The organism is Oceanobacillus sp. M60, assembly GCF_053839645.1.
In genome coordinates this window covers 123,364-143,433 of the sequence record NZ_JBSSNH010000007.1, presented here as the reverse complement: position 1 = coordinate 143,433, position 20,070 = coordinate 123,364, and the positions used below count along the sequence as shown (strand labels likewise).

The 20,070-nt window shown below is 38.7% G+C and carries 24 protein-coding genes; 16 read left to right on the top strand and 8 right to left on the bottom strand.

The features are described from left to right. Nucleotides 1-54: 54 nt before the first annotated feature. Complete coding sequence (locus ACW0TQ_RS17510) at nt 55-1,779, bottom strand: ABC transporter substrate-binding protein (RefSeq protein ID WP_226894660.1); 1,725 nt, start codon at nt 1,777-1,779, stop codon at nt 55-57. 299 nt (nt 1,780-2,078) lie between these two features. Between ACW0TQ_RS17510 and ACW0TQ_RS17505 the strand changes: the two genes are divergently transcribed. From ACW0TQ_RS17505 to ACW0TQ_RS17495, 3 genes are all read left to right on the top strand, one after another. Further along, complete coding sequence (locus ACW0TQ_RS17505) at nt 2,079-2,825, top strand: sulfite exporter TauE/SafE family protein (RefSeq protein WP_332093650.1); 747 nt, start codon at nt 2,079-2,081, stop codon at nt 2,823-2,825. Nucleotides 2,826-3,029: 204 nt separating this feature from the next. Beyond that, nucleotides 3,030-3,185, top strand: a complete 156-nt coding sequence (locus ACW0TQ_RS17500) for a hypothetical protein (RefSeq protein ID WP_193062013.1) — start codon at nt 3,030-3,032, stop codon at nt 3,183-3,185. 422 nt (nt 3,186-3,607) lie between these two features. Then, complete coding sequence (locus ACW0TQ_RS17495) at nt 3,608-4,552, top strand: bile acid:sodium symporter family protein (RefSeq protein ID WP_042533661.1); 945 nt, start codon at nt 3,608-3,610, stop codon at nt 4,550-4,552. A gap of 43 nt (nt 4,553-4,595) precedes the next feature. On the opposite strand, the gene ACW0TQ_RS17490 is transcribed toward ACW0TQ_RS17495, so the two are convergent. Next, nucleotides 4,596-4,925 carry a hypothetical protein gene (locus tag ACW0TQ_RS17490; RefSeq protein WP_042533662.1) on the bottom strand — a complete coding sequence of 110 codons (330 nt, stop codon included), beginning with the start codon at nt 4,923-4,925 and terminating at the stop codon, nt 4,596-4,598. A 311-nt stretch (nt 4,926-5,236) separates the two neighbouring features. On the opposite strand from ACW0TQ_RS17490, the gene ACW0TQ_RS17485 reads away from it, so the two are divergent. From ACW0TQ_RS17485 to ACW0TQ_RS17470, 4 genes are all read left to right on the top strand, one after another. Beyond that, nucleotides 5,237-6,049 (top strand): transporter substrate-binding domain-containing protein, encoded by an 813-nt coding sequence (locus tag ACW0TQ_RS17485; RefSeq protein ID WP_193062015.1) that lies wholly within the window; start codon nt 5,237-5,239, stop codon nt 6,047-6,049. A 125-nt stretch (nt 6,050-6,174) separates the two neighbouring features. After that, nucleotides 6,175-6,825, top strand: a complete 651-nt coding sequence (locus tag ACW0TQ_RS17480; protein ID WP_175297054.1) for an amino acid ABC transporter permease — start codon at nt 6,175-6,177, stop codon at nt 6,823-6,825. Continuing rightward, complete coding sequence (locus tag ACW0TQ_RS17475) at nt 6,825-7,547, top strand: amino acid ABC transporter ATP-binding protein (RefSeq protein ID WP_042533665.1); 723 nt, start codon at nt 6,825-6,827, stop codon at nt 7,545-7,547. The genes ACW0TQ_RS17480 and ACW0TQ_RS17475 overlap by 1 nt, the downstream gene beginning before the upstream one ends. A 140-nt stretch (nt 7,548-7,687) precedes the next feature. Then, complete coding sequence (locus ACW0TQ_RS17470) at nt 7,688-8,332, top strand: YczE/YyaS/YitT family protein (protein ID WP_487247469.1); 645 nt, start codon at nt 7,688-7,690, stop codon at nt 8,330-8,332. 121 nt (nt 8,333-8,453) lie between these two features. On the opposite strand, the gene ACW0TQ_RS17465 is transcribed toward ACW0TQ_RS17470, so the two are convergent. Genes ACW0TQ_RS17465 through ACW0TQ_RS17455 form a run of 3 tightly spaced genes read right to left on the bottom strand, consistent with a single transcriptional unit; the run spans nt 8,454 to nt 10,185 of the window. Then, entirely contained in the window at nt 8,454-8,585 is a 132-nt protein-coding gene (locus tag ACW0TQ_RS17465; protein WP_256706186.1) for a hypothetical protein, read from the bottom strand. A gap of 18 nt (nt 8,586-8,603) precedes the next feature. Further along, nucleotides 8,604-9,728: an NAD(P)/FAD-dependent oxidoreductase gene (locus tag ACW0TQ_RS17460; protein WP_455725875.1), complete on the bottom strand. Its 1,125-nt coding sequence runs from the start codon at nt 9,726-9,728 to the stop codon at nt 8,604-8,606. Further along, complete coding sequence (locus ACW0TQ_RS17455; RefSeq protein WP_256706188.1) at nt 9,721-10,185, bottom strand: DinB family protein; 465 nt, start codon at nt 10,183-10,185, stop codon at nt 9,721-9,723. The genes ACW0TQ_RS17460 and ACW0TQ_RS17455 overlap by 8 nt, the downstream gene beginning before the upstream one ends. Before the next feature lie 178 nt (nt 10,186-10,363). On the opposite strand from ACW0TQ_RS17455, the gene ACW0TQ_RS17450 reads away from it, so the two are divergent. Further along, entirely contained in the window at nt 10,364-11,287 is a 924-nt protein-coding gene (locus tag ACW0TQ_RS17450) for a manganese-dependent inorganic pyrophosphatase (RefSeq protein ID WP_256706189.1), read from the top strand. Between the two features lie 145 nt (nt 11,288-11,432). After that, entirely contained in the window at nt 11,433-11,909 is a 477-nt protein-coding gene (locus tag ACW0TQ_RS17445; protein WP_042533672.1) for an SRPBCC family protein, read from the top strand. Between the two features lie 94 nt (nt 11,910-12,003). Here the strand turns inward: ACW0TQ_RS17445 and ACW0TQ_RS17440 are convergent, their stop codons facing one another. Then, nucleotides 12,004-12,204 carry a cold-shock protein gene (locus ACW0TQ_RS17440; protein WP_040982314.1) on the bottom strand — a complete coding sequence of 67 codons (201 nt, stop codon included), beginning with the start codon at nt 12,202-12,204 and terminating at the stop codon, nt 12,004-12,006. Nucleotides 12,205-12,540: 336 nt separating this feature from the next. On the opposite strand from ACW0TQ_RS17440, the gene ACW0TQ_RS17435 reads away from it, so the two are divergent. From ACW0TQ_RS17435 to ACW0TQ_RS17425, 3 genes are all read left to right on the top strand, one after another. After that, nucleotides 12,541-12,870: a CotD family spore coat protein gene (locus ACW0TQ_RS17435; RefSeq protein WP_368901612.1), complete on the top strand. Its 330-nt coding sequence runs from the start codon at nt 12,541-12,543 to the stop codon at nt 12,868-12,870. 118 nt (nt 12,871-12,988) lie between these two features. Continuing rightward, nucleotides 12,989-13,558, top strand: coding sequence for an SLOG family protein (locus tag ACW0TQ_RS17430; RefSeq protein WP_042533674.1), 570 nt, complete (start codon nt 12,989-12,991; stop codon nt 13,556-13,558). Nucleotides 13,559-13,609: 51 nt separating this feature from the next. Continuing rightward, complete coding sequence (locus ACW0TQ_RS17425; protein WP_042533676.1) at nt 13,610-14,275, top strand: SIMPL domain-containing protein; 666 nt, start codon at nt 13,610-13,612, stop codon at nt 14,273-14,275. An 80-nt stretch (nt 14,276-14,355) separates the two neighbouring features. Here ACW0TQ_RS17425 and ACW0TQ_RS17420 read toward each other — a convergent pair whose 3' ends face one another. Beyond that, a complete protein-coding gene (locus ACW0TQ_RS17420) occupies nt 14,356-14,676 on the bottom strand; it encodes a DUF5362 family protein (protein WP_042533677.1) in 321 nt (106 codons plus the stop codon). Nucleotides 14,677-14,723: 47 nt separating this feature from the next. Then, complete coding sequence (locus ACW0TQ_RS17415; RefSeq protein WP_368901613.1) at nt 14,724-15,737, bottom strand: hypothetical protein; 1,014 nt, start codon at nt 15,735-15,737, stop codon at nt 14,724-14,726. 500 nt (nt 15,738-16,237) lie between these two features. Between ACW0TQ_RS17415 and ACW0TQ_RS17410 the strand changes: the two genes are divergently transcribed. The 4 genes from ACW0TQ_RS17410 (at nt 16,238) to ACW0TQ_RS17395 (ending at nt 20,050) form a co-directional block, all read left to right on the top strand. Beyond that, nucleotides 16,238-16,735, top strand: a complete 498-nt coding sequence (locus tag ACW0TQ_RS17410; RefSeq protein WP_042533680.1) for a GNAT family N-acetyltransferase — start codon at nt 16,238-16,240, stop codon at nt 16,733-16,735. Nucleotides 16,736-16,804: 69 nt separating this feature from the next. Next, nucleotides 16,805-17,656 (top strand): MurR/RpiR family transcriptional regulator, encoded by an 852-nt coding sequence (locus ACW0TQ_RS17405; RefSeq protein WP_042533681.1) that lies wholly within the window; start codon nt 16,805-16,807, stop codon nt 17,654-17,656. Between the two features lie 115 nt (nt 17,657-17,771). Then, nucleotides 17,772-18,662 carry an N-acetylmuramic acid 6-phosphate etherase gene (murQ, locus tag ACW0TQ_RS17400; protein ID WP_042533683.1) on the top strand — a complete coding sequence of 297 codons (891 nt, stop codon included), beginning with the start codon at nt 17,772-17,774 and terminating at the stop codon, nt 18,660-18,662. Nucleotides 18,663-18,676: 14 nt separating this feature from the next. Beyond that, the gene (locus ACW0TQ_RS17395; protein WP_042533685.1) at nt 18,677-20,050 is read left to right on the top strand and encodes a PTS transporter subunit EIIC; all 1,374 of its coding nucleotides are present in this window, start codon (nt 18,677-18,679) and stop codon (nt 20,048-20,050) included. Nucleotides 20,051-20,070: the final 20 nt, after the last annotated feature.

The window sequence follows — 20,070 nt, the reverse complement described above, 5'->3', positions numbered from 1 at the left end:
TATATCATTGGACCTGTATGAATAATCACTGCTTAACTATTTATTCCGGTTTTATTATTCCGCGATTCGCAAAAGCTCCAAGCTTGGTGCAATGCCGCGAATGCCATTTGGTTCAAAACCTTCTACCCGTGCATTTGTACCTGCTAATACTTTATTATAATTAAGCAGGATCATCGGCGGATCCTCTTGCAGTTTTGCATATAATTCATGATAAGCTTCTGCGCGTTCGTCAATATCGCTGACAGCTACGGCAGCATCAATCAATTCATCCACTTCTGGATTATCATAACCTCGAAAGGTGCTGTCATTATATTCTGAGTGGAATGCCTCTACACCAATATGCGGATCTGGCTGCATCGTAGTGGAGAAAGATACAAGATCATGGTCTCCGTTATCTACGCGAGATAATAATGCATTGAAGTCCATTTGTTCAATTTGCAGGTCAACTCCAATATCACGGTAGTTTTCCTGTGCTAAAGTGACAAAAATATCATTTCCGCCGCTTCCATCTGTTGTAAAGAAATAAACTCTTAATTTCTCACCATCTTTTTCACGAATGCCATCAGATCCTTCTTCCCAGCCTGCTTCTTCCAGCAATCGTTTTGCTTCTTCCGGATCATATGGGAAAGCCTCAATCTCATCTGTGTGAGCCCAGGAAACAGGTGCAACAGGAACATTAGCTAATTCAGCATAGCCTTGGAACCGTGTATCGATGTACGCTTGACGGTCCAGCCCAAGATTGAAAGCAATACGGACATTAGGATCCTGGAAAATTTCAGATTCATGGTTAAATGCAACATAGCTGTAATTAGAAGACGTGTAAAGGTCAATATTTGCATAACCTAAAGACTGTAATAATTCGAAATTATCCTGATCTGCCGGGAAAGTACTATAATCTAATTCCCCAGTTTGGAAGAATTGCTGTGAATCTCCTTCAGAGGTTCTATAAATAAATGTATCTATTTCCGGCTCGCCATTATAGTAATGCCCGTTAGAAGTGAAGCGGATTTCTTCCCCTGGATTATAAGCTTCAAATTTAAACGGACCAGCACCGACTGGTTCTAGATGATAATCACTAATATAATCTAAATCACCTTTTGAATAATCAGCACCATAGTATTCTTCGCTGAGAATTTGACCGCCAAGCATGGTTAATGCTCTTGCATTGGGCTCCTCCAGCTGGAATTCGATTGTTTGGTCATCAATGACGTTTATGCCTTCAATTTCTTCTGCATTGCCTTCTTTGTAATCCAGTCCGCCGACTACATTGGCTTCAGTGATATCCGTGGAACCTGGATAGGATGGGTCATGAAGAAGCGTGATAGTAAATGCTACATCCTCTGCAGTAAAATCTGATCCATCATCAAATTTTAAATCATCTCTTAAATGGTATGTATAAGTTAGTTCATCATCAGAAATTTCCCAATCTTCAGCTAGACGAGGGTAAGGTTCACCCGTTTCATCAATATCAACCAAGGGAGGGAACATAACGGATTGTACATTGCCATCATAACCGCTTGTATTAAAATATGGTGTAAATACACCGCCTGGTTCTTGCAGACCGACAACTACTGTATTGCCTCGATTAAGTGCTAGTTCTGGAGAGCTGTCCGGATCACTTGCTTCAATTTTTGTATCTTCTACAACATCTAATCCTTGTTCACCTTCTTCGGTTGGGGCAGCTTCACTTTCTTCGTCACCTCCCATTTCCGTATTACATGCTGCTAAAAATAAAATAAGTGCGGTAAACAAAATTAAATAGTACTTTGGAACTTTCATTGAATTTCCTCCCTGCATATAGTTTTAATGAATAACTATAATTTAACCTCATAAACCCGATAAGTCAACAGGGGATTTAAAGTAAGATTTTTCTGTTAATCTGATTTTTTATGAAAATATTGGGAGAAGCTAAGTATCGAAAGGTTTTCCGATTCAGAATAATTTTTAATTAGAACAGGAGAAGCAGTAGTAATACTTGTTTCAACAAGCCGGATTATTATATGCTTAACGCAGATTATTTTTTACTTAAACCACACGAAGCATAGAACGAGAATAATAGAATATAAAGGAGAAGAAGGATGTTAGAGCTCGGATTTCTGGATTGGATGCTGATTGGCCTGTGTGCTTTGCTGATAGGATTTTCTAAATCTGGTCTGCCAAACTTAGTTATTTTAGCAGTAACCTTAATTATGTTCGTCTTTCCAGCGAGAGATTCTGTCGGATTTTTGCTGCCGATACTGTTAGCAGGTGATTTGTTTGCGGTTACATATTATAGAAGGAATGTGGTATGGAAATATTTAATCAGCCTGGTGCCGTGGGTATTGATTGGGATTATTATGGGCTTCTTTGTTTTGCAGAATATTGATGATGCGCAGCTAAAACCGGTTATCGGTGTCATTGTATTAATGATGATTGCATTGAATTTTATTCGGCAAAAGCTGGGTGCCCGCTTTAATGAGATGCTTCCGAACTCGCTATTGTTTATAGTTTTTATTGGGATTCTTGGAGGATTCACTACGATGGTCGGAAATGCTGCAGGTGCGATAATGACTATTTATCTGCTGGTAAAAGGGCTGCCCAAAAAAGAATTTATTGGAACAGGAGCCTGGTTTTTTCTGACAGTAAATCTGATTAAATTTCCTTTTTATGTTCATCTCGATATGATTACGTTTGATACTTTCACTGTCAATATGATGATGGTGCCGATTATTTTAGCCGGCGCATTTGCCGGAGCAAAAATACTGAATTTTATTCCGCAGCGGGTATTCACCCTGTTGATTTTAATTTTCGCAACACTTGGCGGATTGAACTTGATTTTTAATTAAAAAATATATGAGAAACAGCCGTTATTCTGGAGGAGAGCAGTCGATTTTTATGGTTTGTATTGTATCTAAAAATAGTTCAATAACTTAAAAAGGGAAAGGTTCATACTTTCTTACGATTCAGAAATAAATAGTTAATGAAGTACTGAAAAAAGGAAAAGAACAATCAAAGGATCCATTTATCTGGAATGAAAGGGTGGAGAGAATATGAATAGCAAAGATTCCGTAGTGAAAACTGGAATTGGGTTCGGTTCTGTATTGGCTATAACTATCTCTTGGAGTGTAAATCAATCTATTCTATGGGCTATTATTCATGGTGTTTTTGGATGGCTCTATGTAATTTATTATGCATTAGTGAGATAAAAGAGACATGTATTTATGCAAAATATCACTTTATCAAAAATACGAAATCATTCAAATAATGAGTATTTTGGTATTTTTTAATGGATTTATGATTATAGGTATTGTTCAATTCTTAAATCGTTTTGAACACCACACTAACAGCCGATATCACTAACTCAAAAGGAGAGAGAAGACAAGATTTTTTCTTGTGTGAGAGTAAATGAAAATGGTCTGTCCTTTTTATTCAGTGATTTTTTACAAAAGGTCTAGACGTATTTATTTGATATTTGGTATGATAAAGAAATATCTTTTATTTCTTGCTAAAAAGGAGAAATGCAATGTGGCTTCCATTGAGTTCTTTCTTTCAGGGGATAGAAGATTGAATTATTTGAATTTTTATGATAAGAAGCCATTAATGAACGTATTTTTAGGAGGATTTGGAAGTGAAGATTTTAGAAAGAATCAGTGCCTTTGCAGGTAATACCTTTGCTTTATGGGTTATTTTATTTGCCATCGTCAGTTTTCTGTTTCCAGGCGGATTTACTTGGATTGCGCCGCATGTAAGTATTTTATTAGGAATTATTATGTTTGGGATGGGGTTGACACTTACACCTCAAGATTTCAAGGATGTATTAAAAGCTCCTAAAAGTGTATTCATTACTGTACTTGCACAATATATTATCATGCCGCTCTTAGCATATGGTTTGGCTGTTGTTTTTCAGTTGCCGCCTGAAATTGCAGTCGGTGTTATTCTTGTAGGGTGTTCACCTGGCGGAACGGCATCCAATGTCATTACATACTTAGCGAAAGGGAATACGGCCTTATCTGTATCCGCAACAACGGTATCCACTTTATTGGCGCCTGTGTTGACCCCGGCATTAACACTTCTATTGGCGAACCAATGGATGCCGGTTTCATTTAAGGATATGTTTATCCAAATATTACAGGTTGTCCTTGTTCCAATTATTTTAGGGTTTGTGATTCGGTTATTATTCAGTAAACAAGTAGAAAAAAGTATTTCTGTACTGCCGCTTGTTTCTGTGATTGGTATCGTCGCCGTCGCCGCAGCAGTTGTATCTGTAAATAAAGAGGCCGTAGCAACATCTGGATTACTTATTTTTGGTGTCGTTGTGCTGCATAATCTATTAGGATTGTTGCTTGGTTTTTCGATTGCCAGACTGTTTAAATTGAACTTTTCAGATCAAAAGGCAGTCTCTATTGAGGTTGGTATGCAGAACTCTGGACTTGCCTCCACCTTAGCATTAACATTCTTTTCCGCTACGCCGATAGCTGCTGTGCCAAGTGTGCTCTTTAGCATCTGGCACAATATTTCTGGTCCGGTGCTTGCCACATTCTGGTCAAAATATGATGATAAAACGAATCATTAACAAAAAATCTCTAGCAGATAGATATTCTATCTCTAGAGATTTTTTAATGTAAAGCGTTCATTTCATTCTTATTTATTTTTTCTCCATAGGCGGTTACCGTTCCATCAGATATTGCTTTTAATAGAATTTGTCCGTCCTCTAATGCACTGCTGGGGAGGATGGACGGAATAGGTCCTGAAATTGATTTTCCTTCTATATCATAAAAAAGGAATCCTTCTTTTTCATCCTTAATAAAAGCATTTACTTTCATGTTTGGGGGAATAAGCAGCGTTAATTTATCTGTATCATTCCAGATTACCTTCACTAATAATTTTTTTCTCTGTTTATTTTCAACAAATGCTTTCCATTTCAAAATGGAGATACTTTCTTCCATACGGATTCTTTCCTCCTGTGTAAATTGCCGGATCATTCACTTTCAAAAACAGTATAACAGATTCCGGTTATTTTTGCTTGAGAAACCTGAATTTGGGGATTTACCTATGAAAAAGAAAGGATTTCCGATGAATTCCAAGTTTAAAGAACGTAATCAGCGGGTGATGAGGTGAAATCACAAAATTTGCATATATTTTCTGAAATATGGGTTAATAATGAATTTTTAATAAAAATAGAATTTTGTTATACTTAGATGTATGGTACTTTATTTTATCCATATAAATGAAACTAATTCGTAGGGGGTATTTTTGGATGTTTAGTAAAAAGAAAACTTGGGTTTTCATGCTGGCACTTATTTTATTACTAGTTTTAGCTGCGTGTGGTGGTGGAGATGATACTTCAGGAGATGATGGGGAAGCAGACGCAGACAACGGTGATTATGATTTAAATGATTCGTACACTGTTGTAAGTGATAATTCTTTCGTTCCATTTGAATTTATGGAGGATGGGGAGCTAGTTGGTTTTGATATTGAATTAATTACTGCAGTTGCAGAAGAAGCGGGATTCGAAATTGATGGAGAAATTCAAACAACGAATTTCGATGGGATCATTCCAGGTTTACAAACAGGGCAATTTGAAATTGCCGTTGCTGGAATAAGTATTACGGAAGAACGAAAAGGTACAGTGGATTTCAGTGATCCTTATTATGAATCCGGTATCACCATTGCTGTCCCAGAGGATAATAAGGATATTAATAGTTTAGAGGATTTAGAAGGAAAAACAATTGCAACCCGGTTAGGATCTACCAGTTCACAATTTTTAGAGGAAAACCTGGAGGATAAGACCATTGATACTTATGAACAGCTGGATCAAGTATATATGTCAGTTGAAAATGGGAGTGCTGATGCAGCCGTATATGATCTTCCTAACGTAGAGTACTATATTGCAACAACTGGTGATGGATTAAAAGCAGTTGGTGATACTTATCAGGCAGAAGATTATGGTATTGCAATTTCAAAAGGAAATGATGAATTAGTAGCTGCGATTAACGATGCATTGGCAACGTTACATGAAAACGGAACATATGATGAGATCTATGATAAATGGTTTGGCGCTTCGGAGTAAGAAATAAAGCAACAAATGCTTAATTGAAAAGCGAACCATTAGTGCAGTTGACTTGGCAGGGATAAAATAAGGAGCTGGCAATCTTATGCACGGCTCCTTATTTTATGTACCAGAGAGGTGAGGAAATGTTTGATTTTACACAGGTAATTGATTTTTTACCGCAGTTAGGTAAAGGCTTATATTATACGCTATTAATTTCTATTATTGGCTTATTAATTGGTTTTGCTTTAGGCGCTATATTCGGTTTAGGCAGGATATCAAAAAATAAATTCTTTTTTATTATTGCATCTATTTATGTAGAAGTTATTCGAGGCACACCGGTACTTGTTCAAGCTATTTGGATTTTCTTTGCATTACCAATTATTACCCAGTACAATATGGATTCCATTACTGCCGGAGTTGTTGTTATTGCGATAAACTCTGGAGCATATATTGCAGAAATCGTTCGCGGATCGGTTGATTCGATTGATAAAGGGCAAATGGAGGCTGGACGTTCTTTAGGACTAAATAAACACCAGACAATGCGTTATATTATCTGGCCACAGGCTTTTAAGCGAATGATACCGCCGCTTGGTAATCAATTTATTATCAGTATTAAAGATACCTCCTTATTGTCTGTTATATTAGTTCCAGAATTAATGTTCCAGGGCAGATATATAGCATCGAATCATTTTAACGCAGTAGAGATTTATACAACAGTAGCTTTGTTTTACTTAGTAATTAATTTCAGTCTGTCCTTATTGCTGCGTTATATAGAAAGAAGGTTGAAGTATTGATGATTACAGTGCAGGATTTACACAAGCGTTTTGGAGATAATGAGGTTTTAAAAGGAATTCATTGTGAAGTGGAAGAAAAAGAAGTCGTGTGTGTGATTGGGCCCAGCGGATCAGGTAAGAGTACGTTTTTACGGTGTCTTAATTTATTAGAGGAAATTACAAGCGGAGATGTGATTGTAGACGGCTACAATATAAGGGATAGGGCAACAGATATTAATATGATTCGAACAGAAGTTGGAATGGTTTTTCAGCAGTTTAATCTGTTTCCGCATAAAACGGTGATTCAAAATGTGATGCTTGCACCTCAAAAGGTTCGGAAGCTTTCTCCAAAAGAAGCAAGGCAAAGGGGAGAAGCTTTATTAGAAAAGGTGGGACTTGCTGAGAAAGCAGATCAGTATCCGTCCCAATTATCCGGAGGACAGCAGCAGCGTGTAGCGATAGCAAGAGCTCTTGCTATGGAACCGAAAATGATGCTTTTTGATGAACCAACCTCTGCACTTGATCCGGAGCTTGTCGGTGAGGTTTTGGAGGTAATGAAGCAGCTTGCGAAAGAAGGCATGACAATGGTGGTGGTCACACATGAAATGGGATTTGCCAGAGAGGTTGCGGATAGAGTATTATTTATGGATGAAGGTATTATTATGGAAGAAAATACACCGGATATCATTTTCAATAATCCAGAGTCTGAGCGAACTAAAGACTTCTTAAATAAAGTTTTATAATTATAGAAGAGAGCTGGTTTCATGATTCCTCCAATCATCGGTAAACCTGCTCTTTTTATTTCCTCCCAAAAAGCGTATACTTATTATAATTATGGATATATCCTCAAGAATTATTTCATCTGGAAAGAAGGGAGCTTATTTTGGTTAAATCATTTCGATGGTTATTTTTTTTGCTGGGAATAATGATTTTCAGCGGCGGTATTTCACTGACCATTAATATGCAGCATTTAGGCATCCACCCGTGGGATGTATTAAATGTCGCGATGTTTGAAAGGGTCGGGTTTACAATTGGAACATGGAATATTATAATTTCCATGATTTTGATTGTTGTCTGTTTTATTTTAGACCGCAGATACATAAAGGCAGGTACTTTTTTTAATGCCGTTCTTGTAGGGTCATTTGTGGATTTCTATCATTGGACAGGAATTCTTCCGGAAGCGACCAATACGTGGGTGGACATTCTATTTATATTAGCTGGTATTTGTATCATGGGGTTTGGCGGAGGACTGTATAATGCGGCAGGTATCGGATCCGGCCCGCGTGACGGCTTTATGCTTTCGCTTGCAGATAAATTGAAAGCGCCGATTGGCAGAGTCCGGATTATCACGGAATGCAGTGTGCTTGTTATAGGGTGGATTATTGGTGGACCGGTATTTATCTTTACATTTATTTTTACATTCATTCAAAGTCCGATATTTCAAGCTACTTATTTAAAAATGGGGGAGTTTGTTTTAAAGGTAGAATACAACCAAAATAAGAAAAGAAAGGAAACCCATGTTTCCTAAGGATTTAAAAAGAAAGCGGCTTGATACAGAGCGGAGACAGGGAAATCGTATGTGCGTATTAGAAAAATAGATATACTTGTGTCAAAAAAAGGACCGGCTCAACCGGTCCTTTTTCCAATATTTATACTAAGTAATCAACTAAAGCTGCAATACTTTCTTGATTCTCATTAAAGTTCTGCAGCCATAACCAGGTAAAGAAGCCTGTCAGGAGAATCAGAAGAAGAATAATAAGAACAACATAAGATCCCTTCAAATGAGCCACCTCTTTTCATTACTGACGCTTTAATGCAGATGATACATCATAATGCTCTAAAATGATTTCTGTTTCTTCATGTAAAGCTAATTTTGCAAGCTGCTGTCCAAGATAAGGGCCCATCGTCAGTCCGGATGAACCGAGTCCGTTTGCTAAAAGAATATTGGAATATGCAGGCAGTTCGCCGATAACCGGCAAGAAACCGGGTGTGTACGGGCGAAAGCCGACCCGGGTTTCCAAAATGGTTGCTTCTGCTAACTCTGGTGCAATCTCAAGCCCTTGATCTAAAATTTCATGTACGGCTGCTGCGGTGACGCGATAATCAAAATTAACCTTATCCTCATGAGTTGACCCAATGACGAAGCGGTTGTCATCCTGCGTGAGTAAATATTTCGTTCCAGGAGGCATAACTACCGGCCAATGTGCTGTGTGTAAACATGGAATTTCCAGATGCATAATTTGTGCCCGCTGGAACGAAACATCCAGATGGATGTCCAAAGGGTCTACGGTTTCCTTCATCCAAGCTCCGTTCGCCAAAATGACTTTTTCGGCATCAATGACCTCATTATTATACTCCACACCGGTTACCGTATTACCAGCTGTGTATAATTTGGCATCTCCAGATAGAAGGGAAGCCCCATTTGCTTTGGCAGCATTTCTTAAAGCCTTTACTAATTTTCTTCCATCGACCCGCGCTGCTCCACTGATAAAGACAGCCTGGTAATCCTTTTGCAAAATGGGAAAGCGCTGATATGTTTCTTCGGCATCCAGACGGATAATATCACCGATTTCTGGAGCGTCTTCCCGGCGTTTATACGCTCTTTCTTCCATACCGTCTACTTTTTTGGAGTCTGTATGGAGGCTGAGTGCTCCTACCTGTTTATAACCGGTATCCTTCTCGCCGAGATTTTCTAAATCCGCTATAAGCGATGGATATATCCGGGCGCCATTTTTAGCAAGATGATACCACTTTTTGTTACGGCGCTGGGAAACCCACGGGCAAATAATTCCTGCTGCTGCGTCCGTTGCTTGACCTTCATCGTGCCGGTCAATCAGAATGACCTCTGCACCTTGTTTTGAAAGATAATAGGCGGTGCTGGAACCTAAAATGCCGCCGCCAATAATAATATAAGGTTTACTCATTTTTATCCCTTGAAATAACCTGATACATGGCTTTGATTTTACCCAAAAGCTCTGCTTCGCGGAAGGAAAGCATAATCAGCAAATCGCCCTGAGTCTCAACGCTGCCGAATGGAACTTTAAATTGTACATTCGATTTCCAGAATAAATCATTAAATTCATTAATACGCTGTTGTTGCAGCTCTAATGCTTCTAATAACGTTTCTAAACTGGGCGGTTCTTCCGTCCAATCCTTTGGGCTTGTCCCAGAGCTGAAAAGTTCAGCATAGCCAGCTGGTATATTTTCTGATTTTACAGGGTAGCGGAATAAGAATTTTTCCATGGTTACGAGCGCGTGGCCTAAATGCCAGCGGATCGTTGTATCAAAATAGTCTGCCTGCACATCGATACTATTATCATCCAGCTCGGAAGCAAAGGTGAGCAAAGCAGTACGTGTTAAGTTAAATTGTTTTCTTGTCATTTCATCAATCCTCCAATGATACTAATTATAATCTAATAATGATTATTTTTACAGTATTTTGAGGCGGAATCAATAATATTTCCAGCATTTTTTTACAGAAACAAGATTAGGGCTGGAGCATAGGACATTAAATGTGATAATCTATATATGGAAAGTTTGTCGAGGGAGGAAATCAAAAATGTCAAAAACACTTATTTTCGGACATAAAAATCCAGATACGGATACTATTTGTTCCGCATTAGCTTACGCTGATTTAAAAACAAAATTGGGGGAAGACGTAAGTCCTGCACGCTTAGGTGAAGTAAATGGGGAAACAAAATTTGCTTTAGAGCAATTTGGAGTAGAAGCTCCAGCACTTGTTCAGAAATTAGAAGATGGCGCTGATGTTATTTTAGTAGACCATAATGAATTCCAGCAAAGTGCTGATAACATTGAAAACGCGGTTATCCACGAAGTAATCGATCACCACCGTGTATCCAATTTCCAAACCAAAGAGCCGCTTTATTTCCGTGCCGAGCCAGTGGGATGTACCGCAACTATTTTAAACAAAATGTACAAAGAAAAACAAATTGAATTAGATAAACACATTGCAGGATTATTATTATCCGCTATTGTTTCCGATTCTTTATTATTAAAATCACCGACGTGTACAGAAGAAGATGTAAAAGCAGCGCAAGAATTAGCTGAAAAGGCTGGAGTGGACCTGGAAGAATACGGTTTAGAAATGTTAAAAGCCGGTGCAGATATCAGTGATAAAACGGTTAAAGAATTGATTACCATGGATGCTAAGGAATTTGCAATGGGCGATGCAAAGGTAGAAATCGCTCAGGTAAATGCAGTCGATGTCAGTGAGATTTATCAGCTTCATGATGAATTAGTAAGTGAAATCACGGCAACTGTAAATGAAAAAGGATTGGATTTATTCTTGTTTGTTGCAACTGATATTCTAAATAATGATTCCGAAGTATTAGCAGTAGGACCAGAAAAAGCTAATGTTGAAAAAGCATTCCATGCCACTTTAGATGAAAATGATCGTGCTTTATTAAAAGGTGTTGTTTCCCGTAAGAAACAGATTGTGACAGCTTTAACAGAGCAATTTTAAAACGGTATATAAAAAAGTGAAATCCCCTTACCTGATTGGTGAGGGGATTTTGTTGATATCGATTTACTAGTAGAAGGATGTTGAGCAATTGATAAGAAATTTTAAGCGTTTTGATTTGATAAACTGAAAAAGAGGAGGGATTTTGATGAAGGAGGAACCGATAAAAAGAAGGGTAGACACTGCATCAAGAGTGATTATGGCATCCCCACAAACCATTTATCAAGCATTTATAAACCAGGAAGCACTGATTTCATGGCTGCCGCCAAAAGGAATGTCAGGTCATGTGGATGCATTTGACCCTAGGCAGGGAGGAACTTATAGGATAACTCTTACGTACGAAATGGATAGTGCGCATTCTGGTAAAACTACAGATAATACAGACGTAACGCAAGGCAGGTTTTTGGAGCTGGTTCCAAACAAGCGCATCGTTCAATCCGTCAATTTCGATTCCGGAGACTCGTTATTTTCAGGAGAGATGATTCAAAAATGGCTTTTTGAAGACGCTTCAGAAGGCACAAAAGTTACTGTCATTTGCGAGAACGTACCTGAAGGAATACGAAAGGAGGATCATGATATAGGTTTAAAATCCACATTGGAGAATCTTGCTGTCTTTACGGAATAAAAAAAGTAACCATTGTTTTAAATCCTCCCTATAGAAAAATGATAAATAAAAAAAGCTGATCAATGATGATCAGCTTTTTTCGATTATCTGCTTATTAGTTTTTAACAACGTTAGCAGCTTGTGGTCCGCGGTTTCCTTCTTCGATATCGAAAGTAACTGTTTGACCTTCTTCTAAAGTTTTGAAACCTTCGCCTTGGATTGCAGAGAAATGTACGAATACATCGTCTCCACCTTCGACTTCGATGAAACCGAAGCCTTTTTCAGCGTTAAACCATTTTACAGAACCTGTGTTCATTCTTTTACCTCCACGTGCAATTGTTGCACTGTTTATTACTATTTAGTTCAAAGTTAAATTTCAAGACGAAAGATGTATCCCATCCTGTATTTCTACCGAATCTAAATAAGTATCCTTATTATAGCATCTACAATGATAAAAGCCAACCTTTTTAGGAAAAAAGTTTCTAAACCTGCTTATACACAAATTTTTTAACCGATTATTTTTCTGAAATCACTTAAAGAGCGGGCTTTCCGGCTATTATTAAAAATCAAAATAAATCTGGGTATCTGTCTTGCTCGACTTGTACGTTTATCACATATAGTAAAAAGAGAGAACAAAAAGGAGGAAGAAACGATGCAAGGTAAAGAGCGATTTCATCCGCAGCGATCGAATGAAAAGACCATTGTGCATCCGACAAAGCATCAATATGTCCACACGTCATCCGAATCTGTTGTTAATCATATTCATCCTGTCCATACAACGTATGTAAATCACCATAGTATAAAAAAGCAGCATCCGCACCCGTATGGAAAAAATGCCTTTATGGGCAGACCGCAAATTGGACCACGTCCGCCATTCCCTTCTGCGCCGTTCGCTTTACCAGGACCAATGCCTCCTGGACACATGGGAGAAATGAGAAATCACCCAGGCATTCGTCCGCCGAGAAGACCGGGAATGTGGTGAAAATAACAATGGGCAGTGCGGACTGCCTTTTTGTTAAACAGAGACAAGCTTTCAAATCAAGTATTCCTGCGTTAAAATAGGAGATAACTTAAGCTTGTAATGAAGAAAGGATATTACTGTGAAAATTTTACATGTAACAGGCTATAAGCCGACGGAATTAGGCATCTTCAAAGAAAATGATCCCAGAATTGTTTTTATTAAGGCAGCTTTAGAGAAAAGGCTGCGCACCTTTATAGAAGAAGGATTAGAATGGATTATTATTTCTGGACAGATGGGTATTGAGCTGTGGGCTGCTGCTGTGATAATGGATTTAAAAGAAACCTATGAGGTACAAGTAGGTGTTTTTCCGCCGTTTGAAAATCAGGATGAACGTTGGCCGGACCCGATCAAGGAAAAATATGAAGAATTAATGATGACAGCCGATTTTTTCAAACCGCTGTATAGAGGTGGGTATCAGGGGGCGTACCAATTTCGGGCGAAGGATTTATGGCTGATTGATAAAAGTGATGCTGCTTTACTCCTCGTGGATGAAGAATATCCCGGCAGCGTTCGCTATTTTTATGATGCAGTGAATCGGACGTCCAAGGAGTACCCCGTTTTTACGATTACACCTCAGGACTTAGAGGATGTTGTCGAAGAACTGCAAATGCAGGACCCCGATTACTGGGATTCTCCGGATAATTATTGAATGGTACAGCCCTTATACAACATAGGATGGTATGAGGGAGGGATGTTCGCAATGTATTATACTTATGGACCGCCTAATTATGGGCATAGAATGTATGAGCGACAAAATAATCAGCAGGGGACCATCACGGTCACTGGCGTGGGCACGGTTATAGTTTCGCCGAGTATTGCCCGTATTCAATTGGTTGTTTCCACCGTCAGCAGCTCTTTAGAGGAAGCGCAGAAAGAAAATACAGGACGAATGAATCAGGCTCTGGATACCTTGCAGCAAATTGGTGTTCCTAGAGAGCAGATTCAAACTACCAGCTTTTCTGCAAGACCGATGTATAGCTATCAGGATGGCAATCAGATATTACAGGGCTACGAGGTTCGAAATGAAATCACTGTAGTTACGGATGATATGGATCGAATTGGAGAAATCATTGATCGTGTCACCGAAAATGGCGTAAATGAAGTTGTTTCGATTGAGTTTTCGGTAAATGATCCGGAGAACTTTTATATGGAAGCATTAAGCTTTGCACTTACAGATGCAAAGAAGAAGGCAGAAAGCTTAGCTGAACAGCTTGGCGCTAATTTAAACACGGTTCCATTAAAGATTAACGAACAGACTGCTTCGCCAGGGGTTGGACCTGCGCAGGTATTCAAGATGGTGTCTACGCCAATTGAACCGGGAAATCAATCGATAGAAGCACGCCTGGAAGTAGTGTATCAGCTTTAAGAAAGGAAATATAAAAAAATACAAATCAAGCATGTTGAAAGTACTTGATTTGTATTTTTTTATTGTAAGCGTGGCATTCCCTATATACAAATAGAGATAATGTATAAAATGATTGCCGCTATAAACAGCAGTCCGTTAATCATTAAAAATAAGCCATAGTATTTTAACATTTCTTCCAAAGCCTGCTTGCTTTTTCTGTCCGACCTCAAAAGACGGCCTGCTTCCATTCCGCTTTTATACAAATAAACACCCAGCAAAATAGATGCGAGCCCGGGAACAGGCCCGATAATGGACGGGAAATTCTGAATGATGATGAAAATTCCGTACAGAATGATGATAATACCGAGAAATTTGCTTAAAATATGAATCCATTTAAAGTATTTTGGGTGCAAGTATTCCAAAAAAAATGCTCCTTTCCGAAAGTGATGTTTTTTATTTAACATCTTTTCTAAAGCTCCAAATCGCTTAAGTATCCTTCCCCTGTGTGAATATATTGGTATATCTCGTATAAATCCTTATCCAATTTGTTATCTTTAACGGTCTCCTCCATATTCTCTGACATGTAGTCCGTCGCTTTGAACCATTCCTCATTCTCGAGTGCTCCTTCCGGATAGGGAATGTCAGGGGAGATAGCGTGAACTTCCTCGAGCCTTTCTATCATTTGATACGTACGCCAACTTGGATATAATTTGATATCCCGCCAGTTCTCTTTCTCTCTTAATAGATTTTGTTCCTTTATATCTCCATCAATAATAATGGCATATAAATGCCAAAAATCAGATGCTTCTGCGTTTTTATCAAGATCTGGCTCCCATTCTTCAAGATCTTTTTCTTCCAGAATGTCGGGAATATTGTGGAATGCAGCATTCAGCGGATTTTCCAATCCAGAAAAGGCCCTGTCGATAAAATCCTCTTTGATGGCAGAAGCATATAATTTTTCCAATGATCCAATAACGGCTTCTTCGTCTAACCGCTGTAAAACATCACCGGAATATGTAAGAGGATCAAAGCGAAAAACATTTGCTTGACGCCCGTCATCCAATACGATATTGAGTGCATAATCATTAAAAGAACGTCCTTTGTAGTTTATTTCCTCTATTGTCAGGGATTCCTCTTTTTCCGATATCATGAAAGCATAAAAATATTCCAGCATTGAAAAATATAATTTGTCATAGCTGTCATTATACGATTCTTCCTCATTTATACAGGTGGAGTAGACGGCGGTTGCGAGTTCTTCTTCTAAGTACTCCTTAGAAACCAATACATCCTCATTAAGCTTTTCCTTTAAAGGTTCATACGTATCCCTTTCAAAAAGAGAAACTCTTTCCTCCAGCGCTTCTTCTGTACCTGCTTCCATAGAGCTGCAATTTACTTCCACGTCAAATGAACTTTCTTCTAGGTTGTCTGTTCCACAAGCTGAGAGGATAATGGTCAGAATCAGGATAAATGATAATTTTTTCATATTAATTCCCTCTCTCCTATGTAATAAAAATAAAAAAGATAAGATAAAACAAAATAATTAAGCTGGCCAATATGCTAGTCAGCAGCAGGAACCAAAGATGATTTTTGAAAAAATTTTCTAATACATATATTCTTGATGCATCTTTTTTGAGTTCTCCCGCAAACTTTCCCGTTTTAAATAAAAAGCTTCCTAATATCATCAGGATAAGCCCCGGAACAGGAGCAATAAGAGCAGAAGAAAAACCGGTGAAAAATAGAAGCAATCCATAGATAAATAAAATAATTCCGACAAATATTCCCCAAATCTGGATGCGTGTCAGGTATTTTTGGTTTAGCGTTTCGATACCTATCCCTCCTTATTTTTTGATACACCTCTGAATTATTAGTAGATAATGAAACATATTACCATAATTTTGTTTTAAAATGGAAGAGCAGTACTATCATTAAATGAAGTTTCGCTTTATAATAAAAACATCATTTTGTTCAAAGGGAGTGGGCTGTATGAATTACCATGTAAGATTGGCAGAAGAGACAGATATTGGTGCTGTTCAGCGTATTGTTTGCCAAAGCTGGCATGATACATATGAAGGCATTATACCCAGAAGCATTCAGGATGCATTTTTAAATAAATCATATAGTAATCAAACCATGCTTCAGCGTATCGAGCTTTCCAGTCTATATGTTGTGGAGTCGGATAAACGAATAGAAGGGTTTGCGAATTTTAGCCGGGTATCAGAAAAAGGAATCAGTACGCTTTATGCTATTTACTTGTATCCGGATACACAAGGGAACGGAATGGGAACAGCGTTATTAGAATATGGGATAGAGGATTTGAAACCTGCGTTTATTCAGCTAAATGTAGAAAAGGAAAATGCAAAAGGGATGGCGTTTTATAAAGCAAGAGGTTTCAAGATTATTTCTGAATTCACCGAAGACCTCAGCGGGCACACGTTACATACCTGTACAATGGAATTAGAAGTAAATCGTTCCTCTAATTAATCATTAGAACACGCTTCTGATTTTTGCTATACTAAGGAACATAACCGAATTGGAATAGGAGAAGTTGACATGGCGACAACACTACTAACTAGAATCAACGAACGGCTCCATCAATTTTCTAAAACTGAGAAAAAGATTTCGAAGTATATTTTACATCATGCAGAGCTTATTCCAAATATGACAACGAAAGAATTAGCGAATAAGGCGGATGTGAGCGAAGCAAGTGTTATTCGTTTTGCAAAGACAATCGGAATTGGAAGTTTTAAAACCTTTAAAATTTCCTTGGCACAGGAGTTAGCGGTAACAGATGATTATATCACTGACTTTTCTATTTTACAGAAAAAAGATTCTCCCTATGAATTGTTTCAAAAAGTCGTTCATGTGAATAAAAATGCGATCGAGCTGACGATGGAATCTTTAGAAAAAAAAGAGTTGGATGATGCAGTCAACGTGCTAAAAAATGCTCGTAAGATTATATTTTATGGTGTAGGCGGCTCATCGATTGCTGCGCTCGATGCGGTATATAAATTTACGAAACTCGGATATGAAGTGGAGTTTAATGCAGATTTTCACTACATGCTGTCAAAGGTGCCTCATTTTAACAGCCAGGATGTATTTGTAGCCATCAGTATGTCTGGAAAGACGAAGGATGTTTTAGATTTAGCACGATTGGCTCAAGAAAAAGGAGCTAAGGTTATTGCAATAACGAACATGAATAAGTCCCCGCTATATAAAGAAGCAGATATTCGATTAGCGACACCGAATGTAGAGCAGGATTTCCGGATTGGAAGTATTACTTCAAGAATGACCCAGCTGACGATGGTAGACAGCTTGTATATCAGTATTTTTAATATCATCGGTGAAAATGTGCTGGATGAATATCAAGAAGCTAGAGATTATGTTGTGAAATTAAGAAGATAGCTTCTTTTTTTATTATAAAATGAAATTTAATTTCACAAAATATATAAATCTTATTGACTTTTAATTTCAAAAACATTTAAAATAGAGTTATAAGCGAATAGAGGAGAGTGATGATATGCTCGATAAGTTAACAACAGAAATGCGAAATCAGCATTCGATGCATTTAGATGAGATGTCGACAATGGAAATTTTAGAGACAATGAATAAAGAAGATGAGCAGGTTTTAACAGCAATCAAGGAGCAGCTGCCGCAAATTGAGAAAGCTTCAAAATATGCGATTGAATCGTTTAAGAAAAATGGAAGACTGATTTATGTCGGAGCTGGTACAAGCGGCAGGTTAGGCGTTTTAGACGCAGTGGAATGTGTTCCTACATTTGGTACGCCGTCAGAGATGGTTCAGGGAGTTATTGCGGGTGGTATGAAAGCGCTTTACGAAGCCGCAGAAGGTGCGGAGGATAATCCGGAGCTCGGCGCTGCTGACCTTAAAAACATTCAGCTCTCAGAAAACGATACAGTAATTGGAATAGCTGCGAGCGGACGTACACCGTATGTTATCGGCGCTTTGCAATATGCTGATTCGAAAAAAGCGAATACAGTCAGCGTATCCTGTAATAAAGATGCTGTCATGAGCCAGTATGCTTCTGTAGCAATTGAACTGAAAACAGACGCGGAGGTGCTGACTGGTTCTACAAGATTAAAGGCCGGGACTGCTCAGAAAATGACTTTAAATATGATTTCGACTGCAGCAATGGTAGGCATTGGCAAGGTTTATCAAAACTTTATGGTGGATTTAAAGCCGACGAATGAAAAATTATTGGAAAGGTCTAAACGAAACATAATGGAAATCACTGGAGCCGACTATGATACAGCAGCCTCCTATTTTGAAAAGGCAAACAACCAGGTGAAGGTTGCGATTGTGATGATACTGCTGGAATGCTCCTATGATGATGCGGTGAATAGATTGAATAATTCGGATGGATTTGTTCGACATGCGCTGACAAAATAAAGGGAGGGTTTACCATGAAGAAAGAACAGAGAATGGCCGCGGAAATTTTAGAACAGGCAGGCGGTAAAGGTAATCTCCAGCGGATTGCTCACTGTATGACACGGCTGCGCTTATCTTTAAAGGATGATTCGAAAGCTGATTTGGCAGGGTTAAAACAGATTGATGGCGTAATGGGCGTGGTTGAAGATGAGACACTGCAAATCGTAATCGGGCCTGGTACTGTCAATAAGGTTGCTGCAGAAATGAGCCAGCTGACTGGATTTGGCATCGGGGAAGACGCAAATGCGGATGATTTAACGTTTGAAGAAAAAGCAGCACTGGATAAACAAAATATGAAAGCAAAGAACCGGACCCCCTTTAAAAACTTTTTACGTAAGCTTGGAAATATTTTTATACCTTTAATTCCGGGCCTTGTAGCATCAGGAGTTATTAATGGCGGAGCGAACTTTGCAGTCAACGCAGGGGTGGATCCAGAGCAAAACTGGATGCAGATATTGCTCTTGTTTGGCGGCGTTATCTTTGCTTCCTTAGGAATCTTAGTAGGCTGGAATACTTCAAAGGAATTTGGCGGAACTCCGGTATTAGGTGCTATAGCAGGAATGATTTTATTTAGCCCGCAGCTTGAAAATATTGCGATTTTTGGAGAGGAATTAACTCCCGGCAGAGGCGGTTTGTTTGGTGTTATCTTTGCTGCCTGGCTGATGACGGTTGTTGAGAAAAATGTGCGTAAAGTGATGTGGAATGCAGTTGATATTATTTTTACTCCTTTAATTACCGTGCTGGTTGTTGGATTTGTATCCTTATTTGCCATTATGCCGGCAGCAGGTTTATTATCCGATGGAATCACTAAAGGGTTGATTGCCTTGATTGAGACGGGCGGCGTTCTAGCAGGGGCCGTTCTGGCAGGGTTCTTCCTGCCATTGGTTACGGTTGGCCTGCATCACGGTTTGACACCGATTCACTTAGAGTTGATTAATGCATTTAATGAAACGGCACTGTTGACCATTTTAGCGATGGGCGGCGCCGGGCAGGTTGGCGCAGCGATTGCGATTTATGTAAAAACCAAAAATAAGCATTTAAAAAATATTATCAAAGGAGCTGCTCCGGTTGGCTTTTTAGGGATTGGTGAGCCGTTAATGTACGGGGTGACACTGCCGCTTGGAAGACCGTTCTTAACCGCTTGTTTAGGAGCATCCATCGGCGGAGCGTTCCAGGCAGTGATGAATACAGCAGCTGCAGGAATTGGCGTTTCAGGCTTATCATTGATACCATTAATAACAAATGGGCAGTATATAAGCTATTTTCTAGGACTTGTTATTTCGTATGTATTTGGTTTCTTATTTACGTATGCGTTCGGCTTTAAGGATAGTATGGCAGATGGAATTTAAGAAGAAACAGGAGGCTGCGG